The organism is Rothia terrae, from assembly GCF_014705925.2.
Taxonomy (GTDB): Bacteria; Actinomycetota; Actinomycetes; order Actinomycetales; family Micrococcaceae; genus Rothia; species Rothia terrae.
Map to the genome: position 1 here is coordinate 704,755 of NZ_CP061539.1, position 21,997 is coordinate 726,751.

A 21,997-nucleotide genomic window follows, 5' to 3' on the forward strand; every position below is an offset into this window, starting at 1 on the left:
AACAACGGAGCGAAAATTTTTATGTCTACCCGAACCTTCCCTATGACTGCTGCACAGCAAGGCATCTGGATTTCGCAACAGCAATTAGATGATGCGTGTGTATACGGAGTTGCTGAAAAAATTTGCATTGAGGGAGAACTCGATGTGGATATTCTCAGGTCTGCTGCGCATCGTGTTCTTGCGGGCATACCGTCATTGACGATGCGTTTGGCAACGGACGATGGCGCAGATCTTCCACAGGTAGAGGTAACTGGTAAAGCTACAGCCGAACCTACGGTGTGCGATGCGCGTGGCCAGGAAAACCCGCGCAAGTTTGTGGATCAAAAGATCGCTCAAGCACTTGAGGTTCCTCTGGATCCGTTTGTGTCGATGGTTTCACACGCGATTTTATTCCAAGTATCTGAGACGGAATTTTGCTGGTTTTTGCGTGTTCATCATTTAGCTGCTGACGGCTTTGCATTTGCCTTGATAGGTAAAGAGCTAGCCGCAGCGTATTCCTTACTAGCAGGTGGTGCAGATGCCACAGAACCGCATCGGCTGTCTGATACCGTACTGCAACGCTATACGCAGTCTATGCAGGATCTGGAGAATTCTTCGGACGCCGATAGCCAGGCGTACTGGAAGAGTCAAGAACCTGAAGAAGACGTGCGCGTGCTTGCCCCGGCTCATGAATCTACAACCAATACGCGGTGGTCCGCCGGACGCTACGCGCACCGAATCTCACCCACACATCTAGCCTTGGCGACCAGCATCCTGGTGAGCACCATTAATCGTAAGGATGAGGTTATTCTCGGCATTCATATGATGGCGCGCTCTACTCGTGCTTTGCTGGGGACAGTGTGTACCACCCAAAATGAGTTGCCGCTGAGGGTCCAGTTGGATGCTACTTCTTCCGTTGCACAGTCGTTAGAAGAAGTTGGTGACCTGTGGGCTTCTATGGGTAAACACCAGCAGTATCGTCACGAGAGTATTCGTCGTGATCGCGGATTGACTGCAAATGCCCCACTTGTTGAGGCAGCGTTGAACATTGTTCCTTTTGGGCAAAAGCTAGTTTTTGGTGATGCGGTGGGCTATGCCGAGCCGGTCTGGGACGGGCCGGCTGATGTTCTGACCATTGATGTTCGTGCAACTGCCTCTAAGGAGCACGAGGTTTCTTTGTTAGTTCCGCAGGGAGCTATGGCAGAGGCTCAAGCGCAGGGCCTCACTCAGATGTTTGACGTGATTTATCGTCAAATACTCGATGCATCAGCGGCAGAAAAGCAACTGCGTCAGATTGAGCTGATCGACAGCCCTACCGAGGTTCCAGAGTGGTTGCCGGGAAACTGCGATATTTTCAATGAGATTTTAGGATGCTGGCAGACAGAAGGAATCGCCGTGTCTGCGCCGGATCGTGAGCTCACCGGAGACCAGACCACGGAAGAAATTACGGCGTTGAGCCGTCTGCTCCGCTCTCACGTAGCACCCGGTGGGAGCGCTCTGTTGGCGCTTCCTCGCAGTAGCTGGGCAGTTTTGGCACCCGTGGCATGCATTCTGAGCGGTATTACCTTTATTCCTGCCGATATTCAGTGGCCCGCTGAGAGACTGAGGACTATTGCAGAAATTGCTGAGCCTGACATTCTCGTAACTACTCGGAACTACCGGGACGGAATTGTGGCTTCATGTAAGGGCTTGGAAAAGACAATCGTGGTGCTGGACGAAACCGCATCCTATGAGAGCCTCGGCCATAATCTTGAGTTACCTGGCACTGAGATTCCTGACGATGCTGCAGCGTACATCCTCTTCACTTCTGGCACTACCGGTGTGCCCAAGGGCGTTGTGGTGGAACGTCGTAACCTTGCAAATTATCTGCGCACCGTACAAGAGGTTCATATACCACGTGCTCTTGAAGCTGCAGGAGAACCGCGGGCATTGAAATGCGTTCACGAACACTCGCTAGCTTTCGACTCAGCGTTGAGCCCCCTTGCCTTCTTTATGCGGGGTCACAGCCTGTTCATACCCGATGAGAACACTCTTAAGGACGCTGTAGCGCATCGGGCGTACCTTGAAGGTCACCGCATTGATGTTCTAGATATCTCACCCATTGTGGTTCAAGAACTGATGCGAGAAGGCTATGTTTTCGGTGGTGCTTGCGGCGCCACCACTCTCATCGTCGGTGGAGACCGTTGCCCCGATGCACTGTGGGGCTCGCTTCACCAGCGTCCTGAAATCTACGCGGTCAATTCTTACGGGCCAACAGAAAATACCGTTGATGCTACCTACGCAGTCATTGCTGACCATCCCTCACCAAGCATCGGTGGCAGTTACCCCCACCAGTTTGCTGTGGTTACCTCAGCGTGGGGGCAAGAATGCCCCGCTCTAGTTCCGGGAGAGCTGCGATTGGGCGGCGCTTCTGTTGCCCGAGGCTATCTCAAAAACCCCGAGCAAACCTCCCAATCCTTTATCACCACTGAACGCTGGGGACGCCTGTACTCAACGGGAGACCTTGTATCGCGAGACCTTCAGAACAGCATTGAATTCTTAGGACGCTGCGACCACCAGATTTCTTTGAACGGTGTACGTATCGAGCCCGCTGAAGTAGAAAGAGCACTGGGCGATATTCCTGGCGTGCATCAGGCATATGTAACCGTACGCAATGAAGGCGCGGGGGATTACCTTGTTGCCTATCTGGTGAGCTCCCGCAATTTTGAGGGGTCTCATTTAAGGGGCCTACTTCTTGAAAAGCTACCGGCTTCTTTTGTGCCCATCGCTTTCATCGCTTTGGACGCTTTGCCGCTGACCGAGCGCGGAAAAGTTGACCGCAAACGATTGCCTGCCCCCTCGCAGAGCATCTACAGCCAAGGACGTTCGTGGGAACAGCTCAGCCACGAAGAGCAGGCTGTTTCGCACATTTTTGCAGAAGTTACGGGTACCTTTGCCCAAGAGATGACGAGTGCCACTGATCTCTTCCTCATCGGCGGGCACTCTCTGTCAGCGACCCGCGTCTTGGGCCGTCTGAAAGAGTTGGGATGCAAAGAACTTGGTCTCAAGGATATTTTTGCGTCCTCCACTGTGGAAGCACTGGCGCAGTTATGTCCGGGTCTGAAGATATCCTCGCTTTCGAAAGAAGAGCCCGTAGCAGAACAGACGCCGGCGCTCACCGATGCGCAGCGTCGCCTGTGGTTCATTGAAAGCGCACAGGGACCCTCACCGCTTTACACAATCCCTCTGGTTTTCGACGCTCCGCTAGAGACCGACCTAGAGATTTTCACGCTCGCGCTGCAAGACACAGTGGCTCTCTACCCGAGCTTGCACTCACGCTACGGAGCCGATGCAGAAGGAAACCTACACCTTGCTGCCGCGACCGAAACCGAGCTACGCAAGATCGTTCAACTGCACGAGCGTCCTTACACACAAGACACTTACGAATTCGTGCAGTCTCTACCACTTACGATAGATATCAGCGCAGAACTGCCCCTCAAAGCCTTCTACGCGCGCGGTTCTAAAAGCCTGAGAATAGCCCTCATCATTCACCATATCGCTGCCGACGGATGGGCACTATCTGCCCTGACTGAAACGCTGTCGAAAGCATACGCGCGGCGAAGCGTTGGCCAACAGCTAGAAGAAGTAACCCCCTTCTCTGTACCTGCCACAACCACACCTACAGCAGAAGAACTTAACTGGTGGCGCGAAAAAACCAGAGCCCTCCCCACCGCCATTGAGCTACCGAGCGACCGCCCGCGTCCGAACACACGAAACCACGAAGGCGGCGAAGTTCGCCTCACCTTCACTCACGAATTATCACAGGGATTTGCGAAACTTGCCCAGCGCCTCAACTGCACCCCCTACATGCTGATGCAGGTGGCGGTGGCGTCAGTTCTCACCCGATGCGGTGCGGGAGACGACATCGCGCTAGGAACCATCACCTCATCACGCGCAACTGCCACCGAAGAAGCTGTGGTTACCTTTGCCGCCAACACCGTGGTGACCCGAACAGACACAGCGAACAACCCCTCTTTTGCCGCGCTCGCAGAGCAGGTTCGAGAGAGCACCATTGAGACGCTGAGTTATGCGCATGTTCCGTTCGACGCTGTAGTCGCTCAAGCCAATCCGCTGCGGTCGACGGCGCATCATCCCTTGTTCCAAGTACTGTTAATTCATCAAAATACTCAGCGTCTCGAGATGGAACTTCAACCGGGAACAACGATTTACCCGCAAACTATTGGAACTCAGTCCGCAAAATTTGATGCCACGTTTGAATTCTCACAGGTTACTGAGAACGGCCAAGACCTATTAGAGCTGCGTTTTGAGTACGCGACGGACATTTTCGAACGTGAAACAGCTCAGAAGATATGTGTTTGGACTCAGCGCGTGATGGGTCAGATGGTGAATAATCCTTCTGTCCATCTGTGGGACTTTCCCTTGGATAAGACCAAAGTGCAGGATGCCGTCGCTGAGGCTCGACGCATGCTTGAATTCCGGCAGCAACAGCGTGAAGCTTCACCACAGTTCCCTTTCCGCATCGATAAGTCTCTGACCGAGTGCCTTGAGCATGCTATGCAGTCTTACCCGGATTCTGTGGCTTTAGTAGAAACTGCTACTAACGGAACACGCATCTCACGGACATACCGTCAGCTGGAGCAGGAGTCACGACAGCTCCGTGATTATCTGATACATCAGGGCATTGCTCCCGGCGAGCGCGTTGCCTTGCTGATTCCTCGGTCTGCTCAACAAGTGATTGCGTGTGTTGGCGCTTTGCGCGCGGGTGTTACGTATGTGCCTCTTGACCCGCAGTATCCGCTGAGCCGTTTGCAGAATATTCTTGAGGACGCGCAGGTGAGTGCCGTGCTGTATCAGGATGCCGCTGAGGTTCTTGAGGAACTTCCTGCAAGCGGCTTAGGCGTTCCCGCTGTTGATCTTGCGACTGTGGAACCGGTTCCCTCACCGGTGGTTGTTCCCGATATTCCGGCGGAGACTCCGGCTTACATTATCTTTACATCGGGTTCCACCGGGCGTCCGAAGGGTGTGGTGGTGCCGCAGAGCAATGTTCTGCGCCTCTTCGCATCAACGCAGCATTGGTTTGCCTTTGATTCCAAGGACGTGTGGACGCTCTTTCACTCTTTTGCTTTCGATTTTGCGGTGTGGGAGATGTACGGTGCCTTGTTGACGGGAGCAAAACTGGTAGTTGTCCCGCACGAGATCAGCCGGAGCCCGCAGGAGTTTGCCGATGCCCTGGTTGAACACGGAGTCACGGTGCTGAACCAGACACCGTCAGCTTTCGCGCAGTTGGTAATTGCTGATGAAAGTACGCCGGGAAGGGATTTTGCTGTGCGCACCATTGTTTTGGGCGGTGAGGCAATGGACTTGCCGATGGTGCGCAGATGGCAGAAGCAGCATCCTGCAGAATCATGCGACGTTATTAACATGTACGGCATTACTGAAACTACCGTGCACGTGACCTATCACAGGGTGCTTGAATCGAGTACCGGAGTGTCGCCGGTGGGGGAGCCTATTCCTGATCTGTCGGTGTATCTTCTTGATGAAGGTGGACACCCTGTACCCGATGGTGTGGTCGGTGAAATTTATGTGGGCGGCGCCGGTATCGCTCAGGAGTATTTTGGCCAGCCTGAGTTGAGTGCTCAACGTTTTATTCCTGATGTGTATGCGCGGCAGGTCGCCGCCGAGAACCCCGATTTGTCTGCCGGCTTGGGCGCTTTGCGTATGTATAAGTCTGGGGATCTGGCCGTGCGAGGTGCCGGTGGTGTACTTGATTTTCGAGGACGCGCAGACCGACAAGTGCAGGTACGAGGTTTCCGTATCGAGTTAGGTGATATTGAAGCAGCTGCTGTTGGCTGCCCGGGCATTGATGATGCTTTTGCTCGCGTTGATGGCGCAAAAGAAAACGATCAAAGGCTCTTGCTGTATGTGACCGGCCCGAATTCTCTGCTCATAGATCCGGTGGAGGTACGTAGAACTATTGCGGCTGCTCTGCCGGCCTACATGGTGCCCTCTCACGTTATTGCGGTGGATCAGTTCCCCCTGACGGTGAACGGCAAGCTAGACGTTGACTCTTTGCCTGCCCCTGTGAGTAAGCATACGGGCGGACGCGCGGTAGAAGGAGCACTGGAAGAGCAACTTCACGAGTGTTTTACCCGCGTCCTGGGTATTGAGAGCTGTTCAGCTGAGGATTCATTCTTCGATTTGGGCGGGCATTCGATGCTTGCTGTAGAACTGGTGGCAACTATCGATGAGCTTACGGGACACAAGGTGCGTGTGGGTACCTTGATGGGCGCGCCCAGCATCGCGCAACTCGCGCAGACACTTACCGATAAAGAGTCTGAGCAGGCACCTGAACTCGAGGTGATGCTACCTCTTCAACGCTCGGATTCATACGAGCACGGTGCGCTGTACTGCATCCATCCGGCAGGTGGATTGTCGTGGTGCTACTCATCGATGACCAAATATCTACCGGGGGATTTCCCGGTGTGGGGTATACAGGCTAGGGGAGTGCTGTCGCCCGATCAACAGCCCGCGTCCTTAGAAGTGATGGCTCGCGATTACTTGGCAGAAATTCGAAAGGTACACCGAGGCGGTCCCCTGCATATTGTGGGTTGGTCTCTGGGCGGTATGGTGGCGCAAGTATTAGCTGCTATTGCCTATGAGGAAGACTTGCCGATCGGCACTGTAGCCTTACTCGATGCTTATCCCTCTGAAGCTGAAAGCAATATTGAGCATCCGCCGTATGAGGACGCGATTTCGTCGGTGCTGGCGATGGCCGGACTCGAAGACGATGTGCTCAGCGGGCAATTTACTTCTGCCGCCTTAGCGGAGGCACTGACGGAGCACGCATCGCCGATGGCAGGTTTATCTTCTGACACGATTGATGCTTTGCTAGTGACTTACCTGAACACTGCAAAGATTTTGAGGGAATATGCGCATCCGGTGCTTGAAACAGATGTGCTGTTCTTTAGCGCGCTGAAAGCTGGTGTGGGTAAAGACCATAATCCTAACGAATGGTTGCCCTACATCGGCGGAGAGCTGAAAGAAATCGGTATTGATTGCACTCACCGTGAGATGACGCAGGCTGGGCCTATGTCAGTGATTGGTCCGGCTATTGCGCGGGAGGTTTTGCGATGAGCAAAGCAGTAACTTCTGCTACCGCACCAACTGAGCGCCGACAAATACCGGTAGCTGTTATTGTGATTTATCTGTGCGCGATGGCAATCAATGGTTTTGACGGAACCGTGGTGGCGCCCGTTCTACCAGCAATTGCTCACGATTTTTCGGTGTCCCCGGAGTCGCTTGGGTCAATTGAGTGGTCTTTCTTGTTCGCATCTGCGGTGGTGTTACCCGCAGCTGCGTGGCTAACGCATTGGCAGGGTACTTCCCGGATTTTTTGCTGGTGTTTGGCGGGGCTTAGCATCGGTCTTGTCTTATCAGCCTGCGCACCGAACCCAGCGCTACTAGTGGCTGCCCGATTGGTGCAGGGAGCAAGCTCAGGCATTTTGGTGCCGGTTGGTTTAGCGCTGATGTACAAGGACGCAACGGGCGAAGACCGTCTGCGAATTGCCCGGTGGACGCTGGTGCCGCTCACCATTGCACCGATGCTTGGTCCGGTGGTCGGTGGCGTAGTAGCTGAGCATTGGGGATGGCGCTGGATCTTTGGTGCCCTAGCGCTTCTTTCGATGTGTACATGGGCGGCGGCTTATACCCTGCTACCGCGAAAACGCACCATCGATAGTGGTGTGAGAGGTCACCTTGATATTGTGGGGTTGTTCCTGCTGGCTGCGGGCACCGGTGCCCTCACCCTTGTTGCGCCGCTCATGGGCGAATCTATTCAGACTCACGGCATTGTATCCTGGCGCTTTGCGGTGCTAATTGCTGTTGCCGGAGCGGGAGTTATAGCTTTGATCGCGTGTGTCAGGCGAAGTCTGACATCAGAATTCCCGGTATTAGCGCTTGAGGTCTTCCGTTCGCCCCTGTACAGGTTCAGCGTCTTATCTATCAGCACCGCATCACTTGCACTATCGGGCTTCTTGTTTTTCTTGCCGCTCATGCTCAGCGCGCAGGGTCACAGTCTTCAGTCCATTGGGGTAACGATGTTCCCCGAAACTCTGGGGCTTTTATTGGGCAGTCAGATGATGATGCATCTGAATAAGAAGTTCGGTTCTCGATGCACAATGCTCGGTGGCTTGATGGTTGCGCTCGGGGCTTTGATTCCGATACTTCTGATGCAATTGCCACTTGTGGCCGTAGGACTACTTCTTTTGGTCTTTGGTGTCGGTTTGAGCCAGCCCGTTTTGCTGGGGCAAGCTGCTGCATTCAATGACATTGCACCGGAGCAAACTGAGGATGCCACTACTTTATTTATCGTGATTCGCACAGTACTGAGTGCGTGGGGAGTGGTGTTGGTGATGTCATTAATCCATGCTGAGCCGAATAGATGGGGGAGTGAGCCGTCATATTCCGTTGCTTGTGCGCTGGGGCTTCTGATAGTTGGTGCGGGGGTGTGTCTTCTTGCGCTTCCGGCACATCGATGGCAAGAAGCAACCTCCACAGAGCCGCCTCAAGAACAAGGGTGAACCATGCAGTACACATCACTTTTAATCCTTGAAAACACCCCTGTTACCTGAAAATATGCTGTGCTAAGATTGTAAATCTGTGTGGATTACTCTATCTACACAAACCACGGATTTTTCCGTGCCAAAGCATAATGCCGCTACATCAGTGGGCACTCGCCCGCAACCGATGCGGGTCAAATGTTCCTGGCATGGCCAAATCCCAGGCGTAACCGCTAACCCACTTTTCATCACGAAAAAAGGGACCGGTGCGTCACAATCCCGTAAAAATGTTCCGCAAGGCTGGCCCACAAAATACCGTGCGGTCGGAACCGGTGAGACGACAGGAGAAATATGATTCAGCAGGAGTCACGACTGAAGGTCGCTGACAACACTGGTGCTAAGGAAATCCTTACCATCCGTGTTCTCGGTGGTTCTGCACGTCGTTACGCAGGCATTGGCGACATTATCGTCGCTACCGTCAAGGATGCAATCCCTGGCGGCACCGTAAAGAAGGGCGACGTCGTTAAGGCAGTTGTCGTTCGCACCAAGAAGGAAACCCGTCGCCCGGACGGTTCCTACATCAAGTTTGATGAGAACTCAGCAGTTATCATCAAGAACACTGATGGTGATCCCCGCGGTACCCGTATTTTCGGACCCGTCGGTCGCGAGTTGCGCGATAAGAAGTTCATGAAGATTATCTCGCTCGCTCCGGAGGTGCTCTAACCCATGGCTAAGATTAAGTCAGGCGACCTCGTTCAGGTTATCGCAGGTGCAGACCGCGGTAAGCAGGGCAAGGTACTCAAGGTATTCCCTAAGACCGAACGTGTACTCGTTGAAGGCGTAAAGGTCGTCACCAAGCACACCAAGGCTAACCCGATGACCGGTGCAGCCGGCGGCATTGAAAAGGTTGAGGCTCCGATTCACGTATCAAACGTCGCAATCGTTGATCCCGAGACCAAGAAGCCGACCCGCGTTGGCTACCGCCTCGAGACTGAAGAGCGCAATGGCAAGACCCGCACCAACCGCGTGCGCGTTGCCAAGAGCTCGGGTAAGGACATCTAATGACCGAAACCAAGATCACCCCTCGCCTCAAGACCAAGTTCAACGACGAGGTAACCAAGGCACTGCAGGAAGAATTCTCATACGAGAACGTTATGCAGGCTCCCAAGGTTGTCAAGGTAGTTGTAAACATGGGTGTTGGTGAAGCTGCTAAGGACGCGAAGCTCATGGATGGTGCTGTTCGCGACCTTGCCGCAATCACCGGTCAGAAGCCGATGGTTACCCGTGCAAAGAAGTCAATTGCACAGTTCAAGCTCCGTGAAGGTCAGCCCATCGGTGCGCACGTTACTCTTCGTGGCGATCGCATGTGGGAATTCCTGGATCGTTTGATCTCATTGGCTCTGCCCCGTATCCGCGACTTCCGTGGTCTCTCAGACCGCCAGTTCGACGGCAACGGTAACTACACCTTCGGTTTGACCGAACAGTCAATGTTCCACGAAATCGATCAGGATTCAATCGATCGCGTTCGCGGTATGGATATCACCATTGTGACCTCCGCAAAGACTGACGAAGAAGGCCGCGCACTTATCAAGGCGCTTGGCTTCCCGTTCAAGACCCAGTAACAACTACGTTGTAGGTCCCTCCCAATAATTTTCAAGGGTGAGGAAACCACAGCGAGGAAGGGCTAAAGCCCACTATGACTATGACAGATCCTGTCGCAGATATGCTGACTCGTTTGCGCAACGCAAACTCTGCATACCACGACTCAGTATCTATGCCCAACTCAAAGCTGAAGTCTCACATTGCTGAGATCCTGAAGGCTGAGGGCTACATCGCTGACTTCAAGGTAGAGGACGCTAAGGTTGGCAAGACCTTGACCCTCGAACTGAAGTTCGGCCCCTCACGTGAGCGCTCCATCGTAGGCGTTCGTCGTATCTCCAAGCCGGGTCTGCGTGTATACGCAAAGTCAACCAACCTGCCTCAGGTTCACGGTGGCCTCGGTATCGCAATCCTGTCAACCTCTTCAGGTCTGCTCACTAACAAGCAGGCTGCGAAGAAGGGTGTTGGCGGCGAAGTCGTCGCTTACATCTGGTAGTCGGTAAGAAGAGAAAGGAAGAGCAAATGTCACGTATTGGACGTCTCCCCATCTCGGTTCCTGCCGGCGTTGAGGTTAAGATTGATGGCAACGTAGTTGCTGTAAAGGGTCCCAAGGGCGAACTGTCCCGCGAGATCTCAGCACCTATCACCGTTGCTCAGAATGACGGCGAAATCGTAGTTTCCCGTCCGAACGACGAGCGTGAATCACGCTCACTGCACGGTCTTTCACGCACCCTGATCAACAACATGATCATCGGTGTCACCGAAGGCTACACTAAGAAGCTCGAAATCGTTGGTACCGGTTACCGCGTGATGGCAAAGGGTTCCGACCTGGAATTCGCACTGGGCTACTCACACCCCATCAGCATCAAGGCACCCGAGGGTATCACCTTTGCTGTAGAGGGCGCTAACAAGTTGTCAATCTCAGGTATTGATAAGCAGCTCGTTGGTCACGTAGCAGCTAACATCCGTGGTCTGCGTAAGCCTGATCCCTACAAGGGCAAGGGTGTTCGCTACGAAGGCGAGCAGATCCGCCGCAAGGTCGGAAAGGCTGGTAAGTAATAATGGCTATCAAGACAAAGTCAGCTGCACGCGCACGTCGTCACGCACGCGTTCGCAAGTACATTTCAGGTACTTCAGCACGTCCGCGTCTGAGCGTTACCCGCTCATCACGCCACATGTTCGTTCAGGTTATCGACGATACCAAGGGTCACACCTTGGCATACGCTTCAACCATGGAAGCAGACCTGCGCAACGCATCAGATCTCGATAAGACTGCTAAGGCTAAGCGCGTTGGCGAGCTCGTTGCAGAGCGCGCTAAGGCAGCTGGCGTTGAGTCAGTTGTATTCGACCGCGGTGGTAACAAGTACCACGGTCGTGTAGCAGCAGTAGCTGAAGGCGCACGCGAAGGAGGCCTGGCACTCTAATGAGCGAGCAGACTGTAAACGAAAAGGAAACTCAGGTGACTGAAGCAACTGCAGAAGCAGCTGAAACCACCGAGAACTCCAAGCGCGAAGACCGCCGCAACAACCGCGGCGAGCGTGGCGGCCGTGGCCGTGGCGAGCGCGGTGGCCGCAACAACCGCGGTCGCGAAGAGGAGAAAGACAAGTTCATTGAGCGCGTTGTAACCATCAACCGCGTTTCCAAGGTCGTCAAGGGTGGTCGTCGCTTTAGCTTCACCGCACTCGTCGTTGTTGGTGACGGTAACGGCATGGTTGGCGTTGGCTACGGCAAGGCTAAGGAAGTTCCCGCAGCTATTGCTAAGGGTGTTGAGGAAGCAAAGAAGAACTTCTTCCGCGTTCCCCGCATCGAAGGCCGCACCATTCCTCACCGCGTTCAGGGTGAGCGCGCAGCAGGCGTAGTTATGCTCCGTCCTGCTACCGCAGGTACCGGTGTTATCGCTGGTGGTCCTGTTCGCGCGGTACTTGAAGCAGCAGGTATTCACGACGTGCTCTCCAAGTCACTCGGTTCTTCAAACCAGATCAACATCGTTCACGCAACTATTGAAGCATTGCGTCAGCTCGAGGAACCCGTTGCTGTTGCAGCCCGCCGTGGCCTGCCCAACGACGAGGTTATCCCTGTGTACTTGCTCAACGCTCAGAACGAAAAGGCAGGTGCGTAATGACCGGTAAGCGTATTAAGCCCAGCGACGCAAAGCTGGAAATCACCCAGGTCAAGTCCTACGTTGGTGAAAAGCAGAACATGCGCGACACCCTTCGTTCACTCGGTCTCAAGCGTCCGGGTAACACTGTTGTCCGTACTGCTGATGCTGTGACCGTTGGCATGATCAACACTGTCGCTCACCTCGTGAAGGTTGAGGAGGTCAAGTAAAGATGGCAGAACAGAACGACGCTATCAAGATTCACGATCTGCGCCCGGCTCCGGGTGCCCACAAAGCAAAGACCCGCGTTGGCCGTGGCGAAGGCTCAAAGGGTAAGACTGCAGGTCGCGGTACCAAGGGTCAGAAGGCACGTTACCAGGTAAAGGCTGGTTTCGAAGGTGGTCAGCTACCGCTGCATATGCGCCTTCCGAAGCTCCGTGGCTTCAAGAACCCCTTCCGTACCGAGTACCAGGTTGTTAACTTGGATCGCATCTCAGAACTGTTCCCCGAGGGTGGCGACGTCACCGTTGAGGCACTGGTTGCAAAGGGTGCTGTTCGCAAGAACGAGCTGGTTAAGGTTCTCGGCAACGGCGACCTCACCGTCAAGGTGAACGTTACCGTTGACAAGGCTTCAGCAAGCGCAATCGAGAAGATTGAGGCTGCTGGCGGTTCAGTAACCGTTAAGTAAGTAGCTTTGTAAAAGTGGCTATGCCTTCCCCTTCAAGGGAAGTGCATAGCCACTTTTTGTTTTAAGTTTGTTCAGTTTTTCTAAGTTACTTTTCAGCTGTGCGATGTAACCGGTGTTAGCTGGCTTATCTTTTGGTGCGTGAGACTGAAAGTTTGTAGCATTCGCGCTAGACTGTTCAGAAGTATGTATTCAGGTAGGGCAATACTCTGTGTCCTTCCTGAGCGAGAAAATTTCAGGAGGACATGTGCTGAGCGCTTTAGGTCGGGCTTTTAAAACCCCCGATCTGCGAAACAAGCTGTTGTTTACCCTGGGCATTATCGTGATTTACCGTATTGGCGTGTTTATTCCTGCGCCAGGTGTCTCTTTTGGAAACGTGCAGCAGTGTATGGCTACTGCTAGTGCTTCTGGTGGAGTCTTTGACATGGTGAATCTCTTCAGCGGTGGCGCTTTGTTGCAGCTGTCGATTTTTGCTCTGGGTGTGATGCCGTATATTACGGCGAGCATTATTGTTCAGCTTCTACGCGTGGTTATTCCACGATTCCAAGAACTTCATGAAGAGGGCGCGCAGGGTCAGACTAAGCTGACTCAGTACACCCGTTACCTGACTATCGGTCTGGCATTTTTGAACGCGACCACCATCGTGTCATTGGCACGCTCTGGTTCTTTGCTTCCTGGCTGTACTTTGCCTGTTATTCCTGACGATAGCTTGATTCACATTTTGTTGATTATCATTACGCTGGTTGCAGGTACTGGCGTCATTATGTGGCTCGGTGAGCAGATTACTGAAAAGGGCGTTGGCAACGGTATGTCACTGCTTATTTTCACTTCAATCGCATCAAGCTTCCCGACCGCACTGGGCGACATTCAGCGCACCCTGGGCTGGGGAATTTTTGCGGGCATCGTTGCGATTGGTCTGCTGACCATTATTGCTGTGGTCTTCGTTGAGCAGTCTCAGCGTCGCATCCCTGTTCAGTACGCTAAGCGCATGGTTGGACGCCGCACTATCGGTGGTACGACCACTTACATCCCGCTCAAGGTCAACATGGCTGGAGTTATCCCCGTCATTTTTGCATCGTCATTGCTGATGCTCCCGGGTATGCTTGCGCAGTTCAACACCCCGCAGGATGGCTCTGAACCCGCTCCTTGGGTGACTTGGATTAGCACCTACCTGGTGCGCGGCGACCACCCGCTGTATATGCTCTTGTACTTTTTGCTGATTATCGGTTTTGCATACTTCTATGTATCCATTACCTTCAATCCAGAAGAAGTCGCTGGCAACATGAAGAAGTATGGCGGTTTCATTCCGGGCTACCGTGCAGGGCGCCCCACTGAGCGTTACCTCAGCTATGTGTTAAACCGTATTACTTTGCCCGGTGCATTGTACTTGGGCATCGTTGCATTGATTCCGCTGGTTGCGTTGGTTCTGTTCAATGCAAACCAGAACTTCCCGTTCGGCGGTACATCTTTGCTCATTATTGTCGGTGTCGGTCTTGATACTGTGAAGCAGATCGACGCTCAACTCCAACAACGTCATTACGAAGGATTGCTACGATGAATCGTTTGCTCATTATTGGTCCTCCCGGTGCAGGCAAAGGCACCCAGGCTGTTCGCATCGCTGAAAAGCTGAATATCCCCGCCATCTCTACCGGCGATATCTTCCGTAAGAACATTAAGGAAGAAACCGAACTCGGTAAAGAAGCTAAGCGCTACATCGATTCAGGCAACCTGGTTCCTGACTCAGTGACCAACAATATGGTACGTGCTCGTTTGGCTGAAGAAGACGCTGCAAACGGCTTCTTGCTCGACGGTTACCCCCGTAACGTAGCTCAGGTTCAGGAGCTCGACAGCATCCTTGAAGATATGGGTGTTGAGATTGGTCGTGTGCTCTTGCTCGTAGCTGATAACGATGAGCTCGTTCAGCGTCTGCTGAACCGCGCGGCTGAGCAGGGTCGTTCAGATGATAATGAAGAAGTTATTCGTCACCGACTGAAGGTGTATGAGGAAGAAACCGCTCCTTTGGTTGCTCTTTACACCGAGCGCGGTATCGTCAAGGAAATTAACGGTCTTGGTGATATCGATGAGGTTACAGAACGCATCTTGGATGCTCTCAAGTAAATCTTGAGAACGTTGTGCCCCCGGTCATTGCGGGGGCACACTTTTTTAAGCAGTATTAGTTAGTTACGCGCAATGAACCTTACCCCGCGTCCTTGGAAGATAGAAAGAAAATAGATGCGACGTATTGAATATAAAAGTGATGCCCAACTTGCCATGATGGCCAAAGCAGGCGTCGTTACCTCGCGAGCCTTGGACGCGGCAGTTGCAGCTACCCGCCCCGGTGTTACTACCGGTGATCTTGACTTGGCGTTCCGTGAGGTCTTGGCTGAGAATAATGCAACCTCAAACTTCTTGGGGTATTACGATTACCCCGCAACTATTTGCGCGTCTGTAAACGATGAAGTGGTGCACGGTATTCCCGGTTCTAGGGTTCTTGAGGATGGCGATATGATTTCCATCGATGGCGGCGCAATTATCACTGAACCTAGCGGAAAGAAGTGGAACGGCGATTCTGCTCGCACTGTATTGGTCGGAAATATTTCTGATGAGCGTCGTGAGCTTTCAGAAATTACGAGGGCCGCATTGTGGCACGGTATTGCTGCTGCAGCATCAGCCCGCAAGGTCGGTGAAATTGGTGTAGCGATTGAGGACTTTGTGCGTTCAGAAACCGGCGATAAGTACGGCATTATTGAAGATTTTGTAGGCCACGGCATCGGTTCGCAGATGCACATGGCGCCGGATGTGTTGAACTATGCTACTCGTGATCTCGGTCCGCGCCTCAAAAAAGGTATGGCTCTAGCGATTGAACCGATGCTGGTAACCGGTTCAATTGAGACGACGACTTTAGAGGACGAGTGGACTGTTGTCACCAACGACGGCGGGGACGCGTGTCAGTGGGAACATTCGGTAGCTTTCCATTCTGAAGGTATTTGGGTTCTTACTGCTGAGGACGGCGGTGCATCGGAGCTTTCCAAGCTTGGCGTTACCGTGAAACCGATTCCTGCCTAAGACAGATTTTTACTAAGGATTTTTATGACTGAAACAACCACTAAGACTCCGGTTGAGATCTCACCGATTCGTCCTGAAGCGGGCAAGATCGCGCTGAAGGCTCCTCGCCGTGAACAGCCTCCAAAGCATATTGCTGATTTCGATATGGCTGGTCGTCGTGAGTTCCTTCAGGAGCTGGGGTACAAGCCTTTTCGTGCGTCGCAGCTGTCTAAGCACTATTTTGAGCGCTTGGTGACTGATCCTGAGCAAATGACAGATTTGCCGGCTGCTGAGCGTGAGGAGATGGTTGCTAAGGCTATGCCTCAGCTGCTGACCACAGTGCGTACTCTAGAAGCTGATGGGGGAGACACCCTCAAGGTTGTTCACCGTCTTTTTGATGGGGCTCTCGTTGAGTCTGTGATTATGCGTTATGACAACCGCGTTACGATGTGTATTTCTTCTCAGGCCGGTTGCGGAATGAACTGCCCTTTCTGTGCGACGGGACAGCAGGGGCTTACCCGAAATCTTTCAACCGCTGAAATTGTTGAGCAGGTTGTTGCAGGTGCGCGTTACCTCAAGCAGATGAAGGGCTTAGAAGAAGCAGAAGGCGGTAGTGAAGATACCCGTCCCCTGCGCGTCTCAAACATTGTTTTTATGGGTATGGGCGAGGCTCTTGCTAACTATAAGCGTACTATGGGTGCGGTTCACCGACTCATTGATTCTTCGCCCGAAGGTCTCGGTATTTCTGCTCGCGGTATCACCATGTCGACTGTTGGTTTGGTTCCGGGTATCCGTAAATTTGAGATGGAAGAGTTGCCTGTTACTTTGGCGCTATCTCTTCACGCACCGGATGATGAGCTTCGTGATGAACTGATTCCCATCAACACTCACTGGAAAGTTGATGAAACCTTGGACGCGGCATACAGCTATTACCGCACGACCGGTCGCCGTGTGTCTATCGAATACGCGCTTATTCGCGATATCAACGATCAAGGATGGCGCGCTGATCTGCTGGGTAAGAAACTTGCGCAGCGTGGACGCGGCTGGGTACATGTCAACCCGATTCCGCTGAATCCGACCCCCGGTTCTAAATGGACGGCATCACGCAAGGGCGTTGAGCAGAACTTCGTTGAGCGTCTGCGTTCACACGGGATTCCAGTAACTGTCCGCGATACTCGTGGTAGCGATATTGATGGTGCTTGCGGTCAGCTGGCAGCGCAAGACGACTAACCCCTACGAGAGCCCAGAGTAGCGAACCGATAACCAACTGATAAAAATGCATAGCGGGTTTGTTTGATATACAACTCACACAAATTAAGTGAATCAAAGCATTAACTTATTTGACTGAGTACCGTAAACTTATGAGTTGGTTGTCTGTGCCGTTCATAAAACAGGCATCTCTTGTCGCTTTCTGTAAGAAGGCACAGGAGAAACAGATATAACAATCAACTGCCCCTGCAGATGCAGTAGGGCACCGAACGTTAGCGGAGGATATGGCCAAGAAAGACGGCGTCATTGAGATTGAAGGCTCTGTGGTAGAAGCTCTGCCCAACGCAATGTTCCGCGTTGAGCTGGACAACGGTCACAAGGTTCTTGCACACATCTCAGGTAAGATGCGTCAGCACTACATTCGAATCCTACCTGAGGACCGAGTAGTAGTGGAGCTGAGCCCTTACGACCTCTCCCGTGGTCGTATCGTTTACCGCTACAAATAACCACGAACGCAAACGTCGCGCATAGGTGCGGCGTTTACGCCGTGTAAAAGGGGGTAATAGTTCAGTTCACGCTGAACCTCTTATCCCGCAAATGTCAATGCAAATAATTGCAATCAACGCAAAGGAATGCGATGAAGGTCAAGCCGAGCGTTAAGCCGATCTGCGATAAGTGCAAAGTGATCCGCCGTAATAGCGTGGTCATGGTGATCTGCGAGAACCCGCGCCACAAGCAGCGTCAGGGCTAATTTTTATCCCTCACGCTCTTTAGAGTGAAAAACTGCTTCGATGATAAGAATCGAAGCAGTCACATGAAATAAGGCACCGCTTCTCGTTCAAACGAGAATACCTCCGGATTCAGAGGCCGGGGACCGAAAAGAACTTTCGGGCAGTGATGCCGAAGACCTCTGGTAATAACAAGGAGAACGCCCCATATGGCACGTCTCGCTGGAGTGGATATTCCTCGCGAAAAGCGCGTGGAAGTAGCTCTTACTTACATCTACGGCGTGGGCAAGACCCGTGCAAAGGAAGCTCTTGCTGCAACCGGTGTCTCACCCGACATCCGCGTCAAGGATCTTGACGATCAGCAGCTCGTAGCACTTCGTGACTTCATCGAAGGTAACTACAAGGTTGAAGGTGACCTTCGCCGCGAGGTTGCTGCAGATATCCGCCGCAAGGTAGAAATCGGTAGCTACCAGGGTCTGCGTCACCGTCGTGGTCTGCCGGTACACGGTCAGCGCACCAAGACCAACGCACGTACCCGTAAGGGCCCGAAGCGTACCGTTGCAGGTAAGAAGAAGTAATAAGCGTTGAATCAGTTGAACATTTCTTGCTCAACCAACGCTAATCAACCAACTTTGTAGGAGAATCAATAATGCCTCCCAAGACTCGCGCAGCGGCTGCTCGTAAGCCCCGCCGCAAGGTTAATAAGAATATTGTTGCAGGTCAGGCTCACATCAAGTCAACCTTCAACAACACCATCGTTTCAATCACTGACCCCTCAGGTGCAGTTATCTCTTGGTCATCAGCAGGTGAAATTGGCTTCAAGGGTTCACGTAAGTCAACTCCTTACGCAGCGCAGATGGCTGCTGAGACCGCTGCAAAGCGCGCTCAGGAACACGGCGTTCGCAAGGTAGACGTATTCGTGAAGGGCCCGGGTTCAGGTCGCGAAACCGCAATTCGCTCACTTCAGGCTACCGGCCTCGAAGTTGGCTCAATCCAGGACGTAACCCCCGTTGCTCACAACGGTTGCCGTCCTCCGAAGCGCCGCCGCGTCTAATGCCGGTTCGTCCCGAAGCACGTTAGTTTCGGGCAATCACGTATTCTCGTGATTACAGACGGATCGTTACGTCTGCTTCCTTATCCCTTGTTTTCCCAAACTTGTGAGCTCATATAGCGGATGCTCACTGAAAGGAAACACAGTGCTAATTGCACAGCGTCCTACTTTGAGTGAAGAAGTAGTAGCGGATAACCGCTCACGCTTCACCATTGAGCCCTTGGAACCCGGCTTCGGCTACACCTTGGGCAATTCGCTTCGTCGTACCCTGCTTTCTTCAATCCCCGGTGCTGCTGTAACCAGCGTTCGCATTGACGGTGTGCTGCACGAATTCAGCACGGTTGAGGGCGTTTCTGAAGACGTTACCGAGATTATCCTGAACATCAAGAAGCTCTCAGTATCTTCAGAAAACGACGAGCCTGTAACTGCTTACCTGCGCAAGCAGGGCCCCGGTGAACTCACCGCAGCAGACATTGAGGTACCTGCAGGTGTTGAAATCCATAACCCGGAACTTCACATCGCAACCCTCAACGCTAAGGCTAACTTTGACGCTGAACTGACCATCGAACGTGGCCGTGGCTACGTTTCGGCAGCTCAGAACAAGACCGGTGACTCAGAAATCGGCCGTATTCCGGTTGACTCCATCTACTCACCTGTTCTCAAGGTAACCTTCCGCGTGAGCGCAACCCGCGTTGAGCAGCGCACTGACTTTGATCGTCTTACTTTGGACGTTGAAACCAAGGAAGCTATTGCTCCTCGCGACGCAGTTGCATCAGCAGGTAGCACCCTGGTAGAGCTCTTCGGTCTTGCACGCGAACTCAACACCGCTGCAGAAGGTATCGAAGTTGGTCCGTCACCCGCTGACGAATCAATGGCAGCTGACCTGGCTCTTCCGATCGAAGATCTTGAAATGTCCGTACGTTCGTACAACTGCCTCAAGCGTGAAGGCATCCACACTGTGGGTGAACTTGTAACTCGCTCAGAGGCAGATCTCATGGACATCCGTAACTTCGGTGCAAAGTCAATTGACGAAGTCAAGGCTAAGCTCACTGAGCTCGGCTTGGCTCTCAAAGACTCACCTCCCGGTTTTGACCTAGCTTCACGTGCATACGATGAAGACGGTTACGGTAACGAGTTCTAAGACTAAAACGGTCCGCACCTCATTGCTAGGTGCCTCAACGTCATAAACTTGGTTTCTTGTCGCTTCCACAGGTGGAATCACACAGGAAACAAAAACCATGGAGAAATAAGATATGCCTACTCCCACTAAGGGTCCCCGCCTCGGCGGTAGCCCGACTCACGAGCGTCTGATGCTCAACAACCTGTCACAGCAGCTGTTCGAGCACAAGCGCATTACCACCACTGTTACCAAGGCAAAGCGTCTGCGCCCCGTTGCAGAGCGCCTCATCACCTTCGCTAAGAAGGGTGACTTGGCAGCACGTCGTCGCGTTCTGCGTTCACTGACCGACAAGTCAGTTGTTCACGAACTCTTCACCGTTATCGCTCCCGCAATGGCAGAGCGTCCCGGTGGGTACACCCGCATCACCAAGATCGGTAACCGCAAGGGCGACAACGCTCCCATGGCAGTTATCGAACTGGTTATGGAGCCCGTAGCATCAAAGGGCGCAGTAGCTGAGGCAACCAAGGTTGCTGAAACCGCTGCTCCTGCTGAAGAAGCTCCCGCGGCAGCAGCACCCGCTGCTGAAGCAACTTCAACCGAACTTCCTGCTGGTGCACACGCACCCATCGAGTCCGGCGAAGCGCCCGAGGGTTTCGAGATCAAGGGCAAATCAGACTCAATGAAGTATCACGTACCCGGCTCACGCTGGTACGCAAACACTCAGGCTGAGATCTGGTTCGATACCAAGGAATCAGCTGAGGCAGCAGGCTACGCACCCGCAGGTGGCGCAGCCGCTCAGACCATCTCAGAGTAATCTGATTTAGGTTTTATACTTCATAAAAATCCGTTGCTCACTGGTACAGTGAGCAACGGATTTTTCTTTTAAACGGTGAACGGTGTGTACGTGGAATCTAATTTTCAGCGGGTTCGGATTGATCTTGCCTACGACGGCGGAGCTTTTGCAGGCTGGGCAAAACAACCCGGTTTGGTGACTGTTCAAGGATGCTTGGAACAGGCGCTTGCGCTCATAACCAGGGTTGACCTACAGGTAACGGTTGCGGGACGAACGGATGCCGGTGTTCACGCATCGGCGCAGACTGTTCATGTTGATATTCCTCGTGAAAATTGGGCTAGAATTCCTGGTAGAAGCAAGAGGGCACCAAAAATTGCGCTGGAAACTCGTTTGCGTGGGGCGATGACGCGGGTGCTTGCCGATGCTGAAGCTCAGCTGGGGTTGCCTAGCACTATGCGAGGTTTCATGCAGGGGGCTATCTCAATTCATCATGTCTCAGCGGTTTCAGCTGATTTTGATGCTCGGTTTTCGGCGTTATCGCGTAGATACGAGTACCTTATTGCCGATAACTCCCTGCACCAAGCTCTTCCTGTTCAGCGTCTGAGCTGCTGGCAAGTTGAAAGTTCATTGGACATTGATTATATGAACAACGCGGCTCGAGAGCTTCTTGGGCTCCATGACTTTTTATCCTTTTGTAAACCACGTGTTGGTGCGACGACTATCAGGGAGCTACGAGAGCTTGAATTTGAGCGTCGTGACGATGCAGTCATTGCCGCTCGCATTGTTGCGGATGCATTTTGCCATAATATGGTGCGATCACTGGTGGGCTCTTTGGTGATGCTGGGAGCAGGGGAGCGTTCGTATGAGTGGCTGCTAGACCGCATTGAAAATCCTCAACGGGACGCCACCGTAAAGTTAGCACCGGCTAATGGGCTCAGCCTGGCGGAGATTTCTTATCCCGAAGCGGCTCACTATAAAACCCAAGCTGAACGTACCCGTAATACTCGGAAATTACCGGTAGAAAAGCGTCCTAAATAACAACGATGGCATTTACTGCGGTTTAAGTGTCCTTAATCCCTTATTAAATATGGATTAAGGGCTGTATCTACTGTATAGTTTCATACGTTGTGCG

At 52.9% G+C, this 21,997-nt stretch carries 22 protein-coding genes; all 22 read left to right on the top strand.

From position 1 onward, the window contains the following. Positions 1-21 precede the first annotated feature (21 nt). The gene (locus IDM49_RS03315) at positions 22-7,113 is read left to right on the top strand and encodes an amino acid adenylation domain-containing protein (RefSeq protein ID WP_190725017.1); all 7,092 of its coding nucleotides are present in this window, start codon (positions 22-24) and stop codon (positions 7,111-7,113) included. After that, positions 7,110-8,558, top strand: coding sequence for an MFS transporter (locus tag IDM49_RS03320; protein ID WP_190725018.1), 1,449 nt, complete (start codon positions 7,110-7,112; stop codon positions 8,556-8,558). Before IDM49_RS03315 ends, IDM49_RS03320 begins: the two co-directional genes overlap by 4 nt. Positions 8,559-8,888: 330 nt before the next feature. Continuing rightward, positions 8,889-9,260, top strand: a complete 372-nt coding sequence (gene rplN, locus IDM49_RS03325; protein ID WP_168614898.1) for a 50S ribosomal protein L14 — start codon at positions 8,889-8,891, stop codon at positions 9,258-9,260. A 3-nt stretch (positions 9,261-9,263) separates the two neighbouring features. Beyond that, positions 9,264-9,599, top strand: coding sequence for a 50S ribosomal protein L24 (gene rplX / locus IDM49_RS03330; protein WP_168614899.1), 336 nt, complete (start codon positions 9,264-9,266; stop codon positions 9,597-9,599). Then, entirely contained in the window at positions 9,599-10,159 is a 561-nt protein-coding gene (gene rplE, locus IDM49_RS03335) for a 50S ribosomal protein L5 (RefSeq protein ID WP_168614900.1), read from the top strand. Before rplX ends, rplE begins: the two co-directional genes overlap by 1 nt. 74 nt (positions 10,160-10,233) lie before the next feature. Beyond that, complete coding sequence (gene rpsH, locus IDM49_RS03340; protein ID WP_168614901.1) at positions 10,234-10,632, top strand: 30S ribosomal protein S8; 399 nt, start codon at positions 10,234-10,236, stop codon at positions 10,630-10,632. A 26-nt stretch (positions 10,633-10,658) separates the two neighbouring features. After that, positions 10,659-11,195, top strand: a complete 537-nt coding sequence (gene rplF / locus IDM49_RS03345; protein ID WP_168614902.1) for a 50S ribosomal protein L6 — start codon at positions 10,659-10,661, stop codon at positions 11,193-11,195. A 2-nt stretch (positions 11,196-11,197) separates the two neighbouring features. Then, entirely contained in the window at positions 11,198-11,560 is a 363-nt protein-coding gene (rplR, locus tag IDM49_RS03350; RefSeq protein ID WP_168614903.1) for a 50S ribosomal protein L18, read from the top strand. Positions 11,561-11,595: 35 nt separating this feature from the next. Beyond that, positions 11,596-12,255 (top strand): 30S ribosomal protein S5, encoded by a 660-nt coding sequence (rpsE, locus tag IDM49_RS03355; RefSeq protein WP_375546063.1) that lies wholly within the window; start codon positions 11,596-11,598, stop codon positions 12,253-12,255. Then, positions 12,255-12,464 carry a 50S ribosomal protein L30 gene (gene rpmD / locus IDM49_RS03360; RefSeq protein WP_168614905.1) on the top strand — a complete coding sequence of 70 codons (210 nt, stop codon included), beginning with the start codon at positions 12,255-12,257 and terminating at the stop codon, positions 12,462-12,464. The genes rpsE and rpmD overlap by 1 nt, the downstream gene beginning before the upstream one ends. Before the next feature lie 2 nt (positions 12,465-12,466). Further along, a complete protein-coding gene (rplO, locus tag IDM49_RS03365; protein ID WP_168614906.1) occupies positions 12,467-12,922 on the top strand; it encodes a 50S ribosomal protein L15 in 456 nt (151 codons plus the stop codon). Between the two features lie 244 nt (positions 12,923-13,166). Beyond that, positions 13,167-14,477, top strand: coding sequence for a preprotein translocase subunit SecY (gene secY, locus IDM49_RS03370; protein ID WP_168614907.1), 1,311 nt, complete (start codon positions 13,167-13,169; stop codon positions 14,475-14,477). Next, complete coding sequence (locus IDM49_RS03375; RefSeq protein ID WP_190725019.1) at positions 14,474-15,037, top strand: adenylate kinase; 564 nt, start codon at positions 14,474-14,476, stop codon at positions 15,035-15,037. The genes secY and IDM49_RS03375 overlap by 4 nt, the downstream gene beginning before the upstream one ends. A gap of 114 nt (positions 15,038-15,151) precedes the next feature. After that, on the top strand, positions 15,152-15,985 hold the full coding sequence (map, locus tag IDM49_RS03380; protein ID WP_190725020.1) for a type I methionyl aminopeptidase: 834 nt from the start codon (positions 15,152-15,154) through the stop codon (positions 15,983-15,985). 24 nt (positions 15,986-16,009) lie between these two features. Next, entirely contained in the window at positions 16,010-17,194 is a 1,185-nt protein-coding gene (gene rlmN / locus IDM49_RS03385) for a 23S rRNA (adenine(2503)-C(2))-methyltransferase RlmN (RefSeq protein WP_190725021.1), read from the top strand. 263 nt (positions 17,195-17,457) lie between these two features. Beyond that, the gene (infA, locus tag IDM49_RS03390; protein ID WP_005505018.1) at positions 17,458-17,679 is read left to right on the top strand and encodes a translation initiation factor IF-1; all 222 of its coding nucleotides are present in this window, start codon (positions 17,458-17,460) and stop codon (positions 17,677-17,679) included. Positions 17,680-17,810: 131 nt separating this feature from the next. Then, positions 17,811-17,924, top strand: coding sequence for a 50S ribosomal protein L36 (gene rpmJ / locus IDM49_RS03395; protein ID WP_168614911.1), 114 nt, complete (start codon positions 17,811-17,813; stop codon positions 17,922-17,924). 186 nt (positions 17,925-18,110) lie between these two features. Beyond that, positions 18,111-18,479 carry a 30S ribosomal protein S13 gene (gene rpsM, locus IDM49_RS03400; protein WP_168614912.1) on the top strand — a complete coding sequence of 123 codons (369 nt, stop codon included), beginning with the start codon at positions 18,111-18,113 and terminating at the stop codon, positions 18,477-18,479. A 71-nt stretch (positions 18,480-18,550) separates the two neighbouring features. After that, positions 18,551-18,955, top strand: a complete 405-nt coding sequence (gene rpsK / locus IDM49_RS03405) for a 30S ribosomal protein S11 (protein ID WP_168614913.1) — start codon at positions 18,551-18,553, stop codon at positions 18,953-18,955. A gap of 142 nt (positions 18,956-19,097) precedes the next feature. Continuing rightward, positions 19,098-20,093, top strand: coding sequence for a DNA-directed RNA polymerase subunit alpha (locus IDM49_RS03410; protein WP_168614914.1), 996 nt, complete (start codon positions 19,098-19,100; stop codon positions 20,091-20,093). Between the two features lie 112 nt (positions 20,094-20,205). Then, the gene (gene rplQ / locus IDM49_RS03415) at positions 20,206-20,886 is read left to right on the top strand and encodes a 50S ribosomal protein L17, sunset domain variant (RefSeq protein ID WP_190725022.1); all 681 of its coding nucleotides are present in this window, start codon (positions 20,206-20,208) and stop codon (positions 20,884-20,886) included. Positions 20,887-20,976: 90 nt separating this feature from the next. Beyond that, complete coding sequence (gene truA, locus IDM49_RS03420) at positions 20,977-21,903, top strand: tRNA pseudouridine(38-40) synthase TruA (protein ID WP_228008171.1); 927 nt, start codon at positions 20,977-20,979, stop codon at positions 21,901-21,903. The last annotated feature ends 94 nt before the right edge of the window (positions 21,904-21,997 follow it).

Bases quoted from the DNA above. Each gene is read 5' to 3' on its own strand.
- IDM49_RS03315 (WP_190725017.1), top strand. From the start codon at position 22: ATGTCTACCCGAACCTTCCCTATGACTGCTGCACAGCAAGGCATCTGG.
- IDM49_RS03320 (WP_190725018.1), top strand. From the start codon at position 7,110: ATGAGCAAAGCAGTAACTTCTGCTACCGCACCAACTGAGCGCCGACAA.
- rplN (WP_168614898.1), top strand. From the start codon at position 8,889: ATGATTCAGCAGGAGTCACGACTGAAGGTCGCTGACAACACTGGTGCT.
- rplX (WP_168614899.1), top strand. From the start codon at position 9,264: ATGGCTAAGATTAAGTCAGGCGACCTCGTTCAGGTTATCGCAGGTGCA.
- rplE (WP_168614900.1), top strand. From the start codon at position 9,599: ATGACCGAAACCAAGATCACCCCTCGCCTCAAGACCAAGTTCAACGAC.
- rpsH (WP_168614901.1), top strand. From the start codon at position 10,234: ATGACTATGACAGATCCTGTCGCAGATATGCTGACTCGTTTGCGCAAC.
- rplF (WP_168614902.1), top strand. From the start codon at position 10,659: ATGTCACGTATTGGACGTCTCCCCATCTCGGTTCCTGCCGGCGTTGAG.
- rplR (WP_168614903.1), top strand. From the start codon at position 11,198: ATGGCTATCAAGACAAAGTCAGCTGCACGCGCACGTCGTCACGCACGC.
- rpmD (WP_168614905.1), top strand. From the start codon at position 12,255: ATGACCGGTAAGCGTATTAAGCCCAGCGACGCAAAGCTGGAAATCACC.
- rplO (WP_168614906.1), top strand. From the start codon at position 12,467: ATGGCAGAACAGAACGACGCTATCAAGATTCACGATCTGCGCCCGGCT.
- IDM49_RS03375 (WP_190725019.1), top strand. From the start codon at position 14,474: ATGAATCGTTTGCTCATTATTGGTCCTCCCGGTGCAGGCAAAGGCACC.
- map (WP_190725020.1), top strand. From the start codon at position 15,152: ATGCGACGTATTGAATATAAAAGTGATGCCCAACTTGCCATGATGGCC.
- rlmN (WP_190725021.1), top strand. From the start codon at position 16,010: ATGACTGAAACAACCACTAAGACTCCGGTTGAGATCTCACCGATTCGT.
- infA (WP_005505018.1), top strand. From the start codon at position 17,458: ATGGCCAAGAAAGACGGCGTCATTGAGATTGAAGGCTCTGTGGTAGAA.
- rpmJ (WP_168614911.1), top strand. From the start codon at position 17,811: ATGAAGGTCAAGCCGAGCGTTAAGCCGATCTGCGATAAGTGCAAAGTG.
- rpsM (WP_168614912.1), top strand. From the start codon at position 18,111: ATGGCACGTCTCGCTGGAGTGGATATTCCTCGCGAAAAGCGCGTGGAA.
- rpsK (WP_168614913.1), top strand. From the start codon at position 18,551: ATGCCTCCCAAGACTCGCGCAGCGGCTGCTCGTAAGCCCCGCCGCAAG.
- rplQ (WP_190725022.1), top strand. From the start codon at position 20,206: ATGCCTACTCCCACTAAGGGTCCCCGCCTCGGCGGTAGCCCGACTCAC.